Source organism: Actinoallomurus iriomotensis, assembly GCF_030269445.1.
Classification (GTDB): Bacteria; Actinomycetota; Actinomycetes; order Streptosporangiales; family Streptosporangiaceae; genus Actinoallomurus; species Actinoallomurus iriomotensis.
On record NZ_BSTJ01000004.1, the window covers coordinates 258919 to 274336 of the forward strand.

The following is a 15418-nucleotide window of genomic DNA, read 5'->3' on the forward strand; positions in this document are numbered from 1 at the left end:
CGTTGTTCGCCGCTAGGGCCTGTCTCAAAGCCCCGCGTCCTACTGCTACGGACCGGGACTTCGAGACAGGCCCTCGGCGACGATCCGCAGGACGGTGCTCCGGCCGCGCCCGGTGCGTACCTTGCGGTAGCCCGTGATCGGGGCGGTCGCGTGCTCGTCGCCGACGTCGATCCGCAGCACCGGCGGGTCGAGCGCGGCGACCTTGCCGCGGTCGGCGAGTATCTCGATGTGGCCGGCGCCGACCGCGTCGAGCACGGTGGCGCTGAGCTGCTGGTTTCCCCGGCCGAGCAGGAAGCCCTGGCCGCCCACGACGCCGAGCACCAGCGTCGCCGCCGGGTGCTCGGCGAGCAGCGCCAGCAGTTCGGTCTCGCTCGCGTCCTCGGTGACCAGTCGCCCGCCGAGGACGGCGTCGACGCCGAGCAGCGACGCGGGCAGGCCGAGCGCGGCGTTCACGTGCGCGACGGTGGTGCCCGGTCCGAGCAGGTAGAGCCGGTCGTCGCGCATCTCCCCGGCCACCTCGCGGCCGAGCGCGGCGAGGTCGGCGTCGCCGGAGCGCGCGGTGAACGCCTTGGCCCGCTGCAACGCGCTCCCCGCGTCCGGCACGCGCGCGACGCCGAACACGCGCGGCCCGTCGCCGGCCAGGTCGACCACCTCGGCGTCGCGGCAGGCGCCGGGCCGGGCGAGGAACCGGGCCGCGGTCTCCCCGGCCGCCTCCGGTCCGGTCGCGAACACCCCGGAGTGCATCTTGACCCCGGACGGCACGCCGAGCACCGGCACCGAGGTCCCGGCCGCCTCGACGACGTCGCGCGCCGTGCCGTCCCCGCCGGCGAACAGCACCAGCGCGACGCCGGCGTCCGCCATCCGCCGTACGGCCTCGCGGGTGTCCTCCGCCGTGGTCGGGCCGGTTCGCGTCCGCGGCAGGATCTCGGCGACTCCCCCGGTCACGTGGTCACCGCCCAGCGGGCCCTCGGCGGCGAGGACCGGGACGTCCGGCGCCAGAGCGCGCAGGCGCTCCAGCGCGCGGCGCGCGCGGTGCGGTGCGACGGCGACCGCGCCCCGGCGTATCGCCGCCTCCAGCGCCGGCCCGTCGGTACCGTGCAAGCCCACCCGGCCGCCCATGCCGGCGATCGGGTTGACGACGAGACCGAGCCGTGGCGTCACGCGCCCTCCCGCGCCATGGCGGCGAGAGCGAACGCCGTCTCCTCGCTCCGCTCGGTCATGAGTCCTCCTACGTCGGAGGGAGTGACCACTGGGACGCGCCTTCCGATTCCCTCGCTCCGCTCGGTCATGAGCCCTCCTACGTCGGAGGGAGTGACCACTGGGACGCGCCTTCCGATTCCCTCGCTTCGCTCGGTCATGGCAGCAGGCGGAGGTCGCGTGCGACGTCGTCCAGGGCCTGCCGGGCCAGCGCGGCCATCGCGTCGATCTCGTCCTCGGTGACCACGAACGGCGGCGAGAAGGCGATCGAGTCCGAGGCCGGCAGGGCGCGGCTGATGACGCCGAGCTCGCGGGCGCGCTGGACGACCGCGGCCGACATCTTCAGCGCCGGGTCGAACGCCGTGAGCGGAGCCTTGGACTTGACGAACTCGACCGCGCCGAGCAGCCCGTAGCCGCGGACCTCGCCCACCAGCGGGTGGTCGGCGAACTCGGCGCGCAGGCGTTCGGCGAGGTGGTCGCCGCGCGCCTTGGCCTGCCGCATGAGCCCGTCCCGCTCGATGATGTCGAGGTTGGTCATGGCCGCCGCGGCGGCGAGCGGGTGCGCCGAGTAGGTGTAGCCGTGGCTGAAGACGCCGTACTTGTCCGCGCCACTGGCGATCACGTCCCACACGGGCGCGGAGACGATGCACGCCGACAGCGGCACGTACGCCGAGGTGATCCCCTTGGCGACCGTGATGAGGTCCGGCCGGATCCCGAAGACCTCCGAGCCGAAGGTGTCGCCGGTACGGCCGAACCCGCACACCACCTCGTCGGCGATCAGCAGCACGTCGTACCGGCTCAGCACCTCCTGGATCGCCGGGAAGTACGACGCGGGCGGGACGATGACGCCGCCGGCGGCCTGGACGGGCTCGGCGATGAACGCCGCGACCGTCTCGGGTCCCTCGGCGAGGATCAGGCGTTCCAGCTCGTCGGCGAGGTCACGGACGAACTCCTCCTCGCTCTGGCCCTCCTGCTGCTCCCACAGCCGGTGCGGGGCACGGACGAAGTGCACCATCGGCAGCGGCAGGTCGAACCCGGCGTGCATGCCGGGCAGGCCGCACAGGCTGCCGGACATCACCGTCACGCCGTGGTAGCCGCGGCGCCGCGAGATGATCTTCTTCTTCTCCGGCCGGCCGAGGACGTTGTTGTAGTACCAGACGAGCTTGACCTGGGTGTCGTTGGCGTCGGAGCCGCTGTTGCCGAAGAAGACCTTCGACATCTCCCCCGGCGCCATCGCGATGAGCCGCTGGGCGAGCCGCGCGACCGGTTCGTTCCCCATCGACGCGAACGTGTGGTAGTAGGGCAGCCGCTCGGTCTGGGCCCGCAGCGTCTCGGCCATCTCGGTGTTGCCGTAGCCGATGTTGACGCACCACAGGCCGGCCATCGCGTCGAGGTAGGTCCGGCCACGCGTGTCGGTCAGCGTCGACCCGTGCCCCTCGACCATGGTCAGCGGGCCGTGCTGCTGGTGTTCACGCAGCTGGGTGAACGGGTGGAAGAAGAACTCTTTGTCGATGTCCTCGATCGTCATGGGCACCCGCATTCGTGTGAGTCGGTGTCGGAGAGGAGACGGGTCGGGCGCCGGGCCGGCGACCGCGCGGTCAATGTAGCAAGGAATGGCCGCAAAGCGTACACTTGCCCGCAATCCGGCCAAACCGCGAACAAGCTGCTGTTTCGCGGGACATGCCGGGGCTTCGGATTTGGAGGACGAACGCCGTGAACTCGACCTTTGACCGCACTCGTCTGCGCGATCCCGGCCTGTTGCGCGAGGACCTCTTCATCGACGGCGAGTGGACGCCCGGCTCGGCCGGTGAGCGCGCCGACGTCCTCGACCCCGCGACCGGCGCGGTCGTCGCCCGCATGGCCTCCGCCACTGAGGCGGACGTGGTCCGCGCGGTCGAGGCGGCGAAGGCCGCCGCTCCCGGATGGGCGCGCGTCACCGCGCCCGAGCGCGCCCGGATCCTGCGCCGGTGGTACGAGCTGATCGTCGCGAACGCCGACGACCTGGCGACGATCCTCACCGCCGAGCAGGGCAAGCCGCTCGCCGAGGCCCGCGGCGAGATCCTGTACGGCGCCGGCTTCGTCGAGTGGTACGCCGAGGAGGCCAAGCGCACCTACGGCGACGTCATCCCGACCAACGCGGCCGGCCGCCGGCTCCTCGCGGTGCGTCAGCCGGTCGGCGTGAGCGCCTCCATCACGCCGTGGAACTTCCCGTCGGCGATGATCCTGCGCAAGGCCGGGCCCGCGCTCGCGGCCGGCTGCCCGATGATCATCAAGCCCGCCGAAGAGACGCCGCTGTCGGCCACCGCCCTCGCCGAGCTGGGCGTCCGGGCGGGCATCCCGGCCGGTGTGCTCGGCGTCGTGTCGGGCGAGCCGGCGATGATCGGGGAGATCCTCACCTCGCACCCGGCGGTGCGGGCGCTCAGCTTCACCGGCTCCACCGAGGTCGGCAAGCTGCTCATGGCGCAGAGCGCGCGCACCGTCAAGAAGGTCGCGCTCGAACTCGGCGGCAACGCGCCGCTGATCGTGTTCGACGACGCCGACCTGGACGCCGCGGTCGCCGGTGCGATGGCCTCGAAGTTCCGCAACGCCGGGCAGACCTGCGTGTGCGCGAACCGGATCCTCGTGCAGTCCGGCGTGCACGACGCGTTCGTCGAGCGGCTCCGCGTCGCGGTCGAGGCGCTGAAGGTCGGCAACGGCTTCGAGGAGGGATCCGAGCAGGGGCCGCTGATCTCGCCGGCCGCGGTCGCGAAGGTCGAGCGGCACATCGGCGACGCGGTGGGCGCCGGCGCCACCGTCCTGGCCGGCGGCGGACGGCACGAGCTCGGCCGCACGTTCTTCCAGCCCACGCTGCTCACCGGGGTACGGCCGGACATGCTGATCTCCCGGGAGGAGACCTTCGGCCCGGTCGCCCCCGTCATCGCGTTCGACACCGAGGACGAGGCGATCGCGATCGCCAACGACACGCCGTTCGGCCTCGCCGCGTACTTCTTCACCACCGACCTGGGCCGGACGTGGCGGGTGGGCGAGGCGCTGGAGTTCGGCGTCGTCGGCGTCAACACCGGCCTGATCTCCTACGAGGGGGCGCCGTTCGGCGGCGTCAAGGAGTCCGGGCTCGGCCGCGAGGGCTCGCGGCACGGCATCGACGAGTTCACCGAGCTGAAGTACCTCTGCGTGGACGGCGTCGGCTGAGCCGTCCGGTCTCTCAGGCACGGTCCGGGCCGTCGCCGGTCTCACGGCGATCGCCCGGACCGTCCTGCCGGGCGATGTCCATCCCCTCGCGCACCCAGGTCACGCAGGCGCGGGTCCCCGGCACACCGTCGACGATCACCAGGCAGTCGAAGCACACGCCCATGCCGCAGAACAGGCCGCGGCGCTCGCCCCCGCGGGTCGTCCGGGTGTCCAGGCCGCCCGCGGCCATCAGCGCCGCGGCGACGCTCTCCCCCAGGTAGGCGGTCACGGGCCGGCCGTCGACCGTCACGGTCACCGCCGGCCCGCGCTCCAGCCCGTGCCCGGCGGGCAGCCGGGGCCGTTCGATCGTCACTGCTCGGCCGCCTCCGCCAGCAGCCCCTCCTCCACCAGCACGGCGCGCATGGTGCGCAGGCTGCCGGCGTCGGTGATGGGCAGGCGTGGCCGGCGCACGTGCCCGGCGGGCTGGCCGAGCATCGTCATCAGCGCCTTGAGCTGGCTCTGGTAGGCGCCGTACTTGCCCGCCCAGCCGCCCGGCAGCCACAGCTTCGGGAAGAGCCGGTCACTCGCCACCGCGTGCTCCCGCGGCCCCTCGTACTCACCGCGCCAGTACGACTCCCAGAACGCGGGGTCGGGCCGCCCGAACAGCGAGCCGCCGCCGACGGTGCCGTCGCCGCCCTCGGTGCGCAGCACCTCCAGGCCACGGACGCTCATGTACGGGCCGAAGACGCGCACCCGGTCCCGTACGCGCCGCGAGGTCGCGAAGAACTGGTCGGCGTCGGGCGTGCTGTCCTTGATGGCCACGATCTGGTCGATGTCGGCGAGCTTGTCCGCCAGCTCCGTGCCGATGTCGACGCCACTGCCGTGCGGCCAGTTGTAGACGACGATCGGGCCGTCCACCGCCGCGTCGAGGTCGCGGTAGAACGCGATCACCTCGTCCGGGAAGAGCTTGGCGTACGGCGGAGGCGACGCCAGCACGCCGTCGGCGCCGGCCGCGAGCGCGTGGCGCGCGTACTCGGCGGTCTCCCTGGCCGTGTAGGCGGTGCTGCCGACGAGCACGCGCAGCCGCCCGGCGGCCTGCTCGACGGCGGTCTCGGCGACCGCCCGGCGCTCCTCGGGCGTCTGGGAGAACCATTCGCCGCACGTGCCGTTGACCACGATGCCGTGCATGCCCTCGGCGACGTAGTGGTCCACGAGCGCGCGCAGCGTGTCCAGGTCGAGGTCCCCCGCCTCGGTGAACGGCGTGACGAAGGCCGGGTAGTACCCCTGCCAGTCGACGTCGTCGCGATTCATCGATTCTCCCTTCGAAGAGTGCCGGTGGTCGCCCGGTCGAGCGAGTACCGCTCGGGAAAGGGCGAGACCACCGGCGAGGTCATCTGCTCGGCCAGGCGGCGGGCGAAGTACGGGCTGAAGGTGAACCCGGTCGACGACACGCAGGCGTGGAAGCCGGGCACGAGCGCGGACTCCCCGACGACGGGCGAGAAGTCGTTCGTGAACACGATCACTCCGGACCAGGTGCGCACCACCCGTATGTCCGCGAGCGCCGGCAGGACCGACACCGCCACCGCCGTGCTGCCGGCCGCGCTGTGCCAGCTCGTCGGATAACGCCGGGGACGCGGGGCGTCCGGCGTCGGCCATCCCCCGCCGATGATGAAGGTGTTCTGGTCGGTCTGCTTGAGCGTGAGCCGCCGCCCGATGTGCTGGACCATGGGCGTCAGCAGGCGCGGCCGCGGCTCGGTGACGTTCACGTGCAGGCCCTCGTTGCGTACGGGGAGCCGCAGGCCGACCATCGCGGCCACTTCGCCGCACCAGGCGCCCGCGCAGTCGACGACGCGGTGCGCGTCGATCCGCCCGGCGTCGGTGTGCACGGTGAAACGCCGCGCGCCGCTGTCGCCGTTCACGTCGATGCGCCGCACCTCGGTGCCGGTGCGGATGAGCGCGCCGTGCTCCACGGCGCGCAGCGCGTACAGCGGCGCGACGACCAGCGGGTTCGCGTGGCCCTCGATCGGGCAGTACGTCGCACCGATGACGGTCTCGGCCAGGTACGGCGCGCGCCGCCGCAGCTCCGCGCCCGTGACGACCTCGGTCTCGATGCCGGCCAGACGCTCCAGCTCGTACTTGTCCCGCAGTGTCCGCACCTGTTCGGGGGTCTCGGCGACCATCCAGCCGCCGGTCTCGTGCAGGTCGAGAGAGCCGTCGAGCTCGTCGCCGAGCTCCTTCCAGACCGAGTACGCCTCCAGGCTGAGCCGCGCCTCGTCCAGCAGCCGCTCGCGGTCCGCCTCGGCGCCCTGGCCGGAGAGCTGGTGGATGGCGAGCTGGAGGTGGAAGCTGCCGGCGTTGGTGCCGGACGCCTCCCGGTTGAGCTCGCCGCGTTCGACGAGCGTGACCTCGACCCCGCTCCGGGCGAGGTAGTACGCCATCGCGGTGCCCGCGATGCCGCCGCCGATGACGAGCACGTCGGTGCTCGACGGCAGCGGCGCGTGGCTGTGCCCGGCCGGCACCCAGTGCCGGGACTCCAGCGGTCCGGCGGTCACGGCTTCGTCCCGTCATCGGCCGCCGCGTCCTCGGCGAGGAACAGCGTCGGGCCCTGGATCGTGTGGTCGGCCAGCGCGCCGATCGGCACCGGCCGTACCGGCATGCGGGGCGTGGCCAGCGCGACCTCCTCGATGGGACGGCCGTGGTGCCGGGCGATGAGGCCGGCGACCTGCCGCTGGCAGATCCGTCCCTGGCACGGCCCCATCCCGGCACGGGTGTAGCCCTTCACCAGGTTGATGTCGTCGGTGGACGCGATCGCCGGCGCCAGGTCCCGCCGGCGGACCGCCTCGCACCGGCAGATCACCGTGTCGTCGTCGCTCAGCTCGTAGACGCCGGGTCCGACGCGGTACAGCCGTGCGGTGGCGGCGCTCAGCGCGCGGCGCCGGTCGAGACGGCGGCGCGCGGGCGCGGCCGCCGCGGCGGCGTCGGCCGCGCTCAGCGCGCCCGCGTCCATCGCCGCGGCGAGCCCGGCGACGCGACCCTCGTCGATGGCGACGAAGGACCCCTCGACTCCGGCGCCGTCACCCGCGGCGTAGACGCCGTCGACGGTCGTACGGAGCCACTCGTCGCGGTGCACGACGTGGCCGCCCAGGTCCTCCCGATGGTCGAACTCGCAGCCCACCAGGCGCATGAGCTCCAGCGAGGCCACGAACCCGTAGCCGACGCACAGCACGTCGGCCCGGACGGTCTCCTCGGTGCCGGGCAGCACGCGCCAGTCCGGGTCGACGGCCGCGTGCACGACCCGCTCGACCCGGCCGTCGCCCTCGGCCCGCACCACGATCCGCCGGTAGCGCAGGGGGATCCGGTGCCGGAGCAGCATGCCGCGGTAGCGGGCGGCGTCGCGCAGGAGCGCGCCGTTGCCGCGCGCCGCGCGGGCGAGCCTCATCAGATCCCCGGCCCGAGGCGCCGGTCCGGCCTCCAGCGCGGTCACGATGTGCGCGCCGTAGTGGGCGAGCTGCGCCGGGAAGGCCAGCGCGACCGGGCCGGAGCCGGCGAACAGGATCCGCTCCCCCGGCAGGACGCGCTGGGTCTTGGCCAGCGTCTGCAGCCCGCCCGCGGTGATCACACCGGGCAGCGTCCACCCGGGGAAGGCGACCGGCCGGTCGTGCGCCCCGGGTGCGAGCACCATCCGCCGCGCCGTCACGGTCCGCGCCGCGGATCCCTCCGTGACCAGTACGACCCGCCGATCCTCGACGGCGACGACGCTCGTGCGCAGGAGCACCTCGACGCCGGTGCCGTCGAGGGAGTCGATGAGCGCCCTGCCCTGGCGGAACTGGCGGTCCATCGCGGCCGGGTCGGTGACCGTGAAACCCGGGCCGGGCTGCTTGTAGATCTGACCGCCGAGCGTCGGGCGCTCGTCGGCGAGCAGAACGTTCAGGCCCGCCTCGGCGGCGGACCGGGCGGCCGAGATGCCCGCCGGTCCGCCGCCGACGACGAGGAGGTCGATGCTCTGATCGCTCACCGGCATCGTTCAGCAGCCCGCCGGCATGGCCGGAGCGTCCGTCACCCCGAAGTCCTTCTTGTACAGCCCGGCGAGCGACCCGTCGTTCTGCGCCTTGCACAGGAAGGCGTTCAGCTTCCCCGCCAGTGTCGAGTTGCCCTTCTGCACGGCCCACGCCCCGTACGACAGGTCGAGCGGCTTGGGCAGGGCCGCCTTCTTCAGCTGGTTCGGGTTGCTCTTCTGGTACTGGGCGAGGATGTAGTCCTCCAGGACGCTGCCGTTCGCGCGTCCCGTCGCGACCTGGAGCAGGGCGGAGTTCTGGTCGTTGTAGGTCTGCAGTTTGGCGCTGGGGAAGGACTTCTTGGCGAGCTGCTCGCCCGTGGAGCCCTGGAGCGCCGTGATGATCTTGCCGGAGGCGTTGTAGGTGGCGATCTGCGCGGGCGAGTCGTCGTTCTGCCGGACCGCGAGCACACTGGTGTAGGGCACGTACGGCCGGGTGAAGTCGATGACCTTCTTGCGCGCGTCGGTCGCGGTCAGGCCGACCGAGACGAGGTCGAACTTCTTGCTCTGCAGGCCGGGGATGAGGCCGTTGAAGTCCAGGTTCTTGATGACGAGCTTGACGTTCAGCTCCTTGGCGAGCTTGTTGAGCAGGTCGACGTCGTAGCCGGCCGGCTTGTTCGCAGAGTCGAGGTACATCTCCGGCTTGAACTGCAGGTTCATGCCGACCGTGAGCGTGCCGGACTGGTTGAGGCCGCTGCCTCCGTCACCGCCGGACTTGCCGCACGCCGCCAGGGAGAGGGCCGACACGACGGCGACGCACGCGATCGCGCCACGCCTCGCCACCGACCACGGCTTCATGCTTCTGACCATGGGTTTCCTCTTTCAGTGCTCAGTGCTGAGTTGCTCAGTGCTCGATGGCGAGAGGGATGGAAGGGTCCGGCGGATGCCGGGCTCACGAACCGAGTTCGGCCATGAGGCTCTGGATGCGCCGCTGCCGCCGGGACCGCAGCAGCCGGGAGACGGCGCCGCGCGGCGGGCTGGCGTACGCGCCTTCGATGAGGCGGAACACCAGGTCGATGAGGAACGCCGCGATGACGTAGATCGCCGCGGCCGCCGTGTAGAGCACGAACGGCTGGAACGTCTGGGAGACGAGGTTCTGGGTGACCCGGACGACCTCGAGCAGGCCGATGACGGTGAAGGTCGAGGTGTCCTTCAGCATGCCGATGAACATGCTGCCGATGTTCGGCAGCGCGATCTTGACGGCCTGGGGCAGGATGACCGAGAAGAACACGCGGATCGGGCGCATGCCCAGGGCGTGTCCCGCCTCACGGTGACCGTTCGGGATGGCGCTGAGCGCCGACCGGAAGATCTCGGCCATGAACGCGCTGTACAGCAGCGACAGGGCGATGACGCCCGCCTCGAAGACGCTGAAGTCGACGCCGAGCAGCAGCGAGACGCCGAAGTACACCCAGATCACGCTGACCAGCGCCGGCACGCCGCGGAAGATGTTGATGTAGGCGACCGCGATCCAGGAGACGGGCGGCCGCGACATCCGCATCATGGCGAGCGCGAGGCCGCCGACGACGGATATGACCAGCGCGAACAGTGACACCTTGAACGCGACCAGGAGGCCGTTCACCAAGATGCCGTGGTGCTGCCAGATGAGTCCCCAGTCGTACATCAGCGCACCGCCATGATGAACTCACGGGCCCGGGGGCTGGTGGTCTCCTCGAAGAAGCCGCGCGGGCCGCTGTCGACGACGACGCCGTCCTCCATGAACACGTTCAGGTCCCCGATCTCTCTGGCGAAGCTGAGCTCGTGGGTGACCACGACCATCGTCATCCCGGTCTCGGCCACCTCCCGCATCGTCTTGAGCACCTCGCCCACGAGCTCCGGGTCCAGCGCCGAGGTCGGCTCGTCGAAGAGCATCACCTTCGGGTCGAGGGCGAGGGCGCGGGCGATCGCGACGCGTTGCTGCTGGCCGCCGGACAACTGCTGCGGATAGTGGGCGGCGCGCTGGAGCAGCCCGACCCGGCGCAGGGCCTCCGCCGAGCGCACCTGCGCGTCGGCCCGGCGTACCCCGCGGACCGACCGCAGCGGCAGCGCCACGTTGTCCAGCGCGGTGAGGTGCGGGAAGAGGTTGAACTGCTGGAAGACCATGCCGACGGTGCGGCGTAGCTCCAACGGCTTGCCGCGGCGTCCGGCCTTCTCGCCGGGCACGCCCGGTCCGTACTCGACGCCCGCGACCTTCAGCGATCCGGAGGTGGGCGGTTCGAGCAGGTTGATGCTGCGCAGCACGGTGGACTTGCCGGACCCGGACGGGCCGAAGATCACGACGTGCTCGCCGGCGAAGATCTCCAGGTCGATGCCGCGCAGCACCTCGAGCTCGCCGAACGACTTGCGGATGCCGCGCAGCTCGACGATCGGCGCGGTCCGGTCGGTGGCGCTCATCGGCCGGCTCGCTCTCCGCGCGTGCGCCGCCCGCCGGTCACGCCCGGACCTCCGTGACGCAGACGTACAGGTCGTCGGGATCCCGGAAGTAGGCGTAGCGCCAGGTCGCCCCGTCGCCCAGGTCGATGGTGACCGGGTCTCCGACGAGCGCGATGTCGCCGTCCGCGAGGTGCCGGATGGCGGTGTCGATGCACCGCGCGCCCACCGCGAACTCGAAGGTGCCCAGGTGTCCCCACTCGCCGCGCATGTCCGGCGACGGGGGGAAGTGCTGGACGGGTTCGAGCGCTCCGCCGAACGGGCTGGTCAGCAGCATCATCCGCTGCCGCGGCGGCGTGCGCGGGTGGAACCACGGGTGCATCGGCTCGAAGTAGCCGTCGGACTCGAACAACTGCCCGGTGAACCCGAGCCGGCGGTAGAAGTCCCGCGTGCGCTCGATGTCGGCCACGCCGAACGCCACGTGGTTGACGCCCTGCGGGCCGGGCTCGACCGGCCACCCGGCCTCGAGCGTCGACCACTCGATCAGCTCGATCTTGGCGCCGTCCGGGTCGGCGACGTAGGACAGGCCGCAGTGGGTCTCGTAGGGCGGCAGGTCGGACTCGTTCGGCTCCATCAGGCCGGTGTGCCCTCGTGACACCAGGTCGCGGTAGAACGCCTCCTGCCCGTGGACGTGGACGCACACCTCGCAGATGCCGGGTTCGCCCCACGCCTGTCCCTCCGGGGCGGGCGGCTGCGTCCGGTTCGTGATCTGCACGAGCTTGATCGACGCCCGGCCGAGGACCGTGGGGTTGCCGGTGCGGAGGAAGACCACCCGCGCCTCGGTCTCGTCGTACCCGGTGACCGCGCTCAGGCCCGGCAGCGGGCCCGTGTAGTCGAACGCGACGTCGGTGAATCCCAGCTCTGCGTAGAACTCCAGCGACGCCGTCATGTCCGACACACCGATGCCGATGTGGTCCAGACCGACCAGCGTCCCATGTCTGCGAAGGGTGGTGACCATACTGTTTCCGCTACCTCCTGGCGGTCGGACCAGCGCAAACGTCGCTACAGCACCGTCTGGCCCTACATGTCCGGCGATGTTCGCAGATCGTTTGATTGCACGCAAGACGCACAGCGGTATTCATAGCGAACATTTGCGCGCTTGACGCACATCACGCCCCGTAACTAGCATCACGGGCCATCAGGCCGCCCGGCATCGCATCGGCGGCGACATCGGCGCAGCTCACGCACACCACGCGAGGACGCCGCCGTCCCCGCGCCGGACACGGGCGCGGAGAGAAAGGTCGTGGTCAGTGACCATGCGGATCGGCGTCAAGCTTCCCCACACGGGCACCGCGGTGCCGGCGGCCTCGGTGGCCGAGCGCGCGCGAGAGCTGGAACGGGCCGGGTTCGACTCCCTCTGGGTCAGCGACCACGTCGTGCAGCCCGAGGTCATCGAGTCGCGGTACCCGTTCGCCGCCGACGGCAGGGCGACCTGGCCGACGGACACCCCGTACGTGGAGGCGCTCGTCGCGCTGGCCGCCGCGGCCGCGGTGACCGAACGGGTCCGGCTCGGCACCGCCGCGCTGGTCCTCCCGCAGCGCAACCCGGTGCTGCTCGCCAAGCAGGTTGCGAGCGTCGACGCGCTGTCCGGCGGCCGGGTCGCACTCGGCGTCGGCGCGGGCTGGATGCGCGAGGAGTTCGCCGCACTGGGCATGCCGTTCGACGGGCGCGGCGCGCGGATGGAGGAGTGGATCACGCTGCTGCGCGAGTGCTGGACGGGCCGCCCGGCCGGCCGCTCGACCCCTCACTACGACCTTCCGCCGGGCACGATCGTGCTGCCCACGCCCGCCCACGCCGTTCCGCTCTACGTCGGGGGCCACTCTCCGGCCGCGCTGCGGCGCGCGGCACGCCTGGGCGACGGCTGGCTCGCCCAGCAGGCGGTACCCGAACTGGACCCGGATCGGCTCGCGAGTGAGATCGCGACCATCCGCACCACCGCCGCCGGCGCGGGGCGCGACCCGTCGTCGCTGTACGTCGCGCTGCGGCTCGTCGCCTCCACCGGCCGCTCAGCGGAGGTCGCCCGCCGGATCGCCGACCTCGGCCGGGCCGGGGTCGACGAGATCATCGTCGACGTCGACCCGGTGGACGGCGACGCGCGAGCGGACCACGACCTCCTGCGCGACGCGGCGGGCGCCCGATGACCGCCGCGGCGCTGCTCACGGGCCGCCGGGTGGTCGTCACCGGAGGCGCCAACGGCATCGGCGCCGTCGTCGTCCGGCGCTTCGCCGCGATGGGCGCGCGCGGCACGGTGCTCGACCTGCCGTCCGCGCCGCCGTCCGACCTGCCTCCGGGCTGGCACGCGGCAGCGGTCGACGTTCGCGACGAGGACTCGGTGCGCGCGGCGCTGGCCGAGTCGGCGGCGCTGCTGGAGGGGATCGACGGGGTCGTCGCGGCGGCCGGCGTCGTCCCGTCGTGGCAACGCCTCGCGGACCTGGACCTCGCGGACTTCGACCGGGTGCTCGCGATCAACGCGCGCGGCGTCGCCGCCACGATCAAGCATGCGGCTCCCCTGCTCGGCACGGGCTCGACCGTCACGGCGGTGGCGTCGCTGAACGCCTGGCGGGGAGACCCGAACATCGCCTCGTACGCGGCCGGAAAGCACGCGGTGCTCGGCATCGTGCGGTCGGCGGCGCTCGCGCTCGGGCCGGACGGGGTACGGGTCAACGCCGTGGCACCGGGTCCGATCGCCACCGACGCCCTGCGATCCCGCATGGCGAGCCGCCGGGAGACCACCGGCCTGGACGTGGCCGAGGCGCTCGACCAGGCCGCGCGGGCGACCGCCCTCCGGAGGATCGCCACGGCGGAGGAGGTCGCCGACACGATCGCGTTCCTCACCAGCGACCTGTCGTCGGGCGTCACCGGACAGATGATCAACGTCGACGGCGGAATCCAGTAGGAGACACGTGTACCTCGCCCAGAATGCGCTCGCCGGCCGCACCGTCCTGCTGACCGGCGCCTCCCGTGGCATCGGCGCGGTGACCGCACGCGCGCTCGCCGCCGCCGACGCCAACGTCATCGCGCAGTACCGCACGCAGCGGGACGGCGCCGAACAGGCGGTCGACGCGCTGCCGGACGACCGCAAGCTGCTGCTCCAGGCCGATCTCGGCACGCCGGCCGGCGCACGCGGCCTCTGGCGCTCGGCGCTCGCCTGGCACCACGACGTCGACGTCGTGGTGCTCAACGCGGCGGTGATCCCCGACACCCCGTTCGACGGGCCGGACGAGCTGTGGGACGCCGGCTGGCAGGACGCCCTCCAGGTGAACGTCATCGGCGCGGGCGCCCTGATGCGCGAGGCGGCCCGGCACTTCGTCGCGCGCGGGTCCGGCACCATCATCGTGCTGTCGAGCTGGGCCGCCGAACAGGGCTCCCGCATACTCGACGTCTCCTCCTACGCGGCGTCCAAGGCGGCGATCCGCAACCTCGCCCAGACGTTCGCGCGCAACTTCGCGCGGCAGGGCCTCCGGGTGCACATCGTGGCGCCGGGAGTCGTCGACACCGGGATGTCCGTCGCCGGAAAGGACGAGCCGGCCCGGCGCGCGACCGCCGGCGGACTGGCGATGGGACGGCTCGTCGAGGCCGGCGAGGTCGCCTCTCTCGTCGCTTTTCTCGCGACCGGCGAATGCCCTAGTCTCACGGGGGCCACATTGGACATCAACGGTGCCTCCTACATCAGATGACCACTCTGTGGTCCGCCGCCTGGCCCTTTCCCACTCCGGAGGTCATCTCGTGGTTCGTGGCGCACCGTCCGACGACCTGGACAACGGTGGTGAGGACGAACGCTCGCGCGACTTCGTCCGCTCTCTCGAACGCGGCCTGGCGATCATCCGCGTGTTCAACGCCGACCGGCCGTCGATGACCGTCTCGGAGATCGCCCATGAGGCGGGCCTGACCCGCGCCGCCGTACGCCGCTTCCTGCTGACGCTGTCCGAGCTGGGCTACGTCCACACGAGGAACAACCGCTACGAGCTGACGCCCCAGGTCCTCGAGCTCGGCTACTCCTATCTGTCCGCGCTGTCCTTCCCCGACATCGCGCTGCCGACCCTGGAGAAGCTGGTCGCGCAGACGTCGGAGGCGAGCGAGGGGTCGATCCTCGACCGCGGCGACGTCGTCTACGTCGTGCGCGTGCCCGGGCCGGCGCTGATGACGATCTCGGTGAACGTCGGGGCGCGCCGGCCCGCGCACTCGACCGCGATGGGCCGCGTGCTGCTGGCCAACCTGCCGGCGCCCGAGCTGGAGCACTACCTCAGCACGTACGAGCTGACGCCCTCCACGCCCCGGACCATCACCGACCACAAGGAGTTCCGCGCCGAGCTCCGCAAGGTCCGTGAGGAGGGGTACGCCCTGGTCAACCAGGAGCTCGAAGAGGGCCTCGTCGCCGTCGCCGTGCCCGTACGGGACCGGATGGGGCGGGCCCGCGCGGCGATCAACCTGTCCACCCACATCGGACGCAAGTCGGTGGAGGAGATGCGGGCGCTGGTCCCGGTCGTCCAGGAGGCCGCCGCCGAGATCGAACTCGGCCTCAGCCACTCGCTCAACTGGGCCGACTGACCCTGACGACACCACGGCATCCAT

The 15418-nt window shown here is 72.1% G+C and carries 16 protein-coding genes; 5 read left to right on the forward strand and 11 right to left on the reverse strand.

Going from position 1 to position 15418, the window contains the following annotated elements; genetic code table 11:
• Positions 1–45: 45 nt before the first annotated feature.
• The 3 genes from QSK37_RS18505 to QSK37_RS18515 form a co-directional block, all read right to left on the reverse strand.
• On the reverse strand, positions 46–1161 hold the full coding sequence (locus QSK37_RS18505) for an ATP-NAD kinase family protein (protein WP_285622525.1): 1116 nt from the start codon (positions 1159–1161) through the stop codon (positions 46–48).
• A complete protein-coding gene (locus QSK37_RS18510; RefSeq protein ID WP_285622527.1) occupies positions 1158–1289 on the reverse strand; it encodes a hypothetical protein in 132 nt (43 codons plus the stop codon). Before QSK37_RS18510 ends, QSK37_RS18505 begins: the two co-directional genes overlap by 4 nt.
• 65 nt (positions 1290–1354) lie before the next feature.
• Positions 1355–2725 carry an aminotransferase gene (locus QSK37_RS18515; RefSeq protein ID WP_285622529.1) on the reverse strand — a complete coding sequence of 457 codons (1371 nt, stop codon included), beginning with the start codon at positions 2723–2725 and terminating at the stop codon, positions 1355–1357.
• 185 nt (positions 2726–2910) lie between these two features.
• On the opposite strand from QSK37_RS18515, the gene QSK37_RS18520 reads away from it, so the two are divergent.
• Positions 2911–4386 carry an NAD-dependent succinate-semialdehyde dehydrogenase gene (locus tag QSK37_RS18520; RefSeq protein ID WP_285622532.1) on the forward strand — a complete coding sequence of 492 codons (1476 nt, stop codon included), beginning with the start codon at positions 2911–2913 and terminating at the stop codon, positions 4384–4386.
• 13 nt (positions 4387–4399) lie between these two features.
• Here the strand turns inward: QSK37_RS18520 and QSK37_RS18525 are convergent, their stop codons facing one another.
• The 8 genes from QSK37_RS18525 to QSK37_RS18560 form a co-directional block, all read right to left on the reverse strand.
• Complete coding sequence (locus tag QSK37_RS18525; RefSeq protein WP_285571576.1) at positions 4400–4738, reverse strand: (2Fe-2S)-binding protein; 339 nt, start codon at positions 4736–4738, stop codon at positions 4400–4402.
• Positions 4735–5676: a dihydrodipicolinate synthase family protein gene (locus tag QSK37_RS18530; protein WP_285622535.1), complete on the reverse strand. Its 942-nt coding sequence runs from the start codon at positions 5674–5676 to the stop codon at positions 4735–4737. The genes QSK37_RS18525 and QSK37_RS18530 overlap by 4 nt, the downstream gene beginning before the upstream one ends.
• Positions 5673–6917 (reverse strand): NAD(P)/FAD-dependent oxidoreductase, encoded by a 1245-nt coding sequence (locus QSK37_RS18535; RefSeq protein WP_285622537.1) that lies wholly within the window; start codon positions 6915–6917, stop codon positions 5673–5675. Before QSK37_RS18535 ends, QSK37_RS18530 begins: the two co-directional genes overlap by 4 nt.
• Positions 6914–8380, reverse strand: a complete 1467-nt coding sequence (locus QSK37_RS18540; RefSeq protein WP_285622539.1) for an FAD-dependent oxidoreductase — start codon at positions 8378–8380, stop codon at positions 6914–6916. Before QSK37_RS18540 ends, QSK37_RS18535 begins: the two co-directional genes overlap by 4 nt.
• 9 nt (positions 8381–8389) lie before the next feature.
• Positions 8390–9229 carry an ABC transporter substrate-binding protein gene (locus tag QSK37_RS18545; protein WP_285622541.1) on the reverse strand — a complete coding sequence of 280 codons (840 nt, stop codon included), beginning with the start codon at positions 9227–9229 and terminating at the stop codon, positions 8390–8392.
• Positions 9230–9311: 82 nt separating this feature from the next.
• Positions 9312–10040, reverse strand: a complete 729-nt coding sequence (locus QSK37_RS18550) for an amino acid ABC transporter permease (protein WP_285622544.1) — start codon at positions 10038–10040, stop codon at positions 9312–9314.
• Positions 10040–10810: an amino acid ABC transporter ATP-binding protein gene (locus QSK37_RS18555; RefSeq protein WP_285622546.1), complete on the reverse strand. Its 771-nt coding sequence runs from the start codon at positions 10808–10810 to the stop codon at positions 10040–10042. The genes QSK37_RS18550 and QSK37_RS18555 overlap by 1 nt, the downstream gene beginning before the upstream one ends.
• Positions 10811–10847: 37 nt before the next feature.
• On the reverse strand, positions 10848–11804 hold the full coding sequence (locus QSK37_RS18560; protein WP_285622549.1) for a VOC family protein: 957 nt from the start codon (positions 11802–11804) through the stop codon (positions 10848–10850).
• A 298-nt stretch (positions 11805–12102) separates the two neighbouring features.
• Between QSK37_RS18560 and QSK37_RS18565 the strand changes: the two genes are divergently transcribed.
• The 4 genes from QSK37_RS18565 to QSK37_RS18580 are packed head-to-tail and all read left to right on the forward strand — an operon-like array spanning position 12103 to position 15394.
• Positions 12103–12987, forward strand: a complete 885-nt coding sequence (locus tag QSK37_RS18565) for a TIGR03619 family F420-dependent LLM class oxidoreductase (RefSeq protein WP_285623528.1) — start codon at positions 12103–12105, stop codon at positions 12985–12987.
• Positions 12984–13742 (forward strand): SDR family NAD(P)-dependent oxidoreductase, encoded by a 759-nt coding sequence (locus tag QSK37_RS18570; protein WP_285622551.1) that lies wholly within the window; start codon positions 12984–12986, stop codon positions 13740–13742. Before QSK37_RS18565 ends, QSK37_RS18570 begins: the two co-directional genes overlap by 4 nt.
• Positions 13743–13749: 7 nt before the next feature.
• Positions 13750–14523: an SDR family NAD(P)-dependent oxidoreductase gene (locus QSK37_RS18575; RefSeq protein WP_285622554.1), complete on the forward strand. Its 774-nt coding sequence runs from the start codon at positions 13750–13752 to the stop codon at positions 14521–14523.
• A 49-nt stretch (positions 14524–14572) separates the two neighbouring features.
• A complete protein-coding gene (locus QSK37_RS18580) occupies positions 14573–15394 on the forward strand; it encodes an IclR family transcriptional regulator domain-containing protein (RefSeq protein ID WP_349497971.1) in 822 nt (273 codons plus the stop codon).
• The last annotated feature ends 24 nt before the right edge of the window (positions 15395–15418 follow it).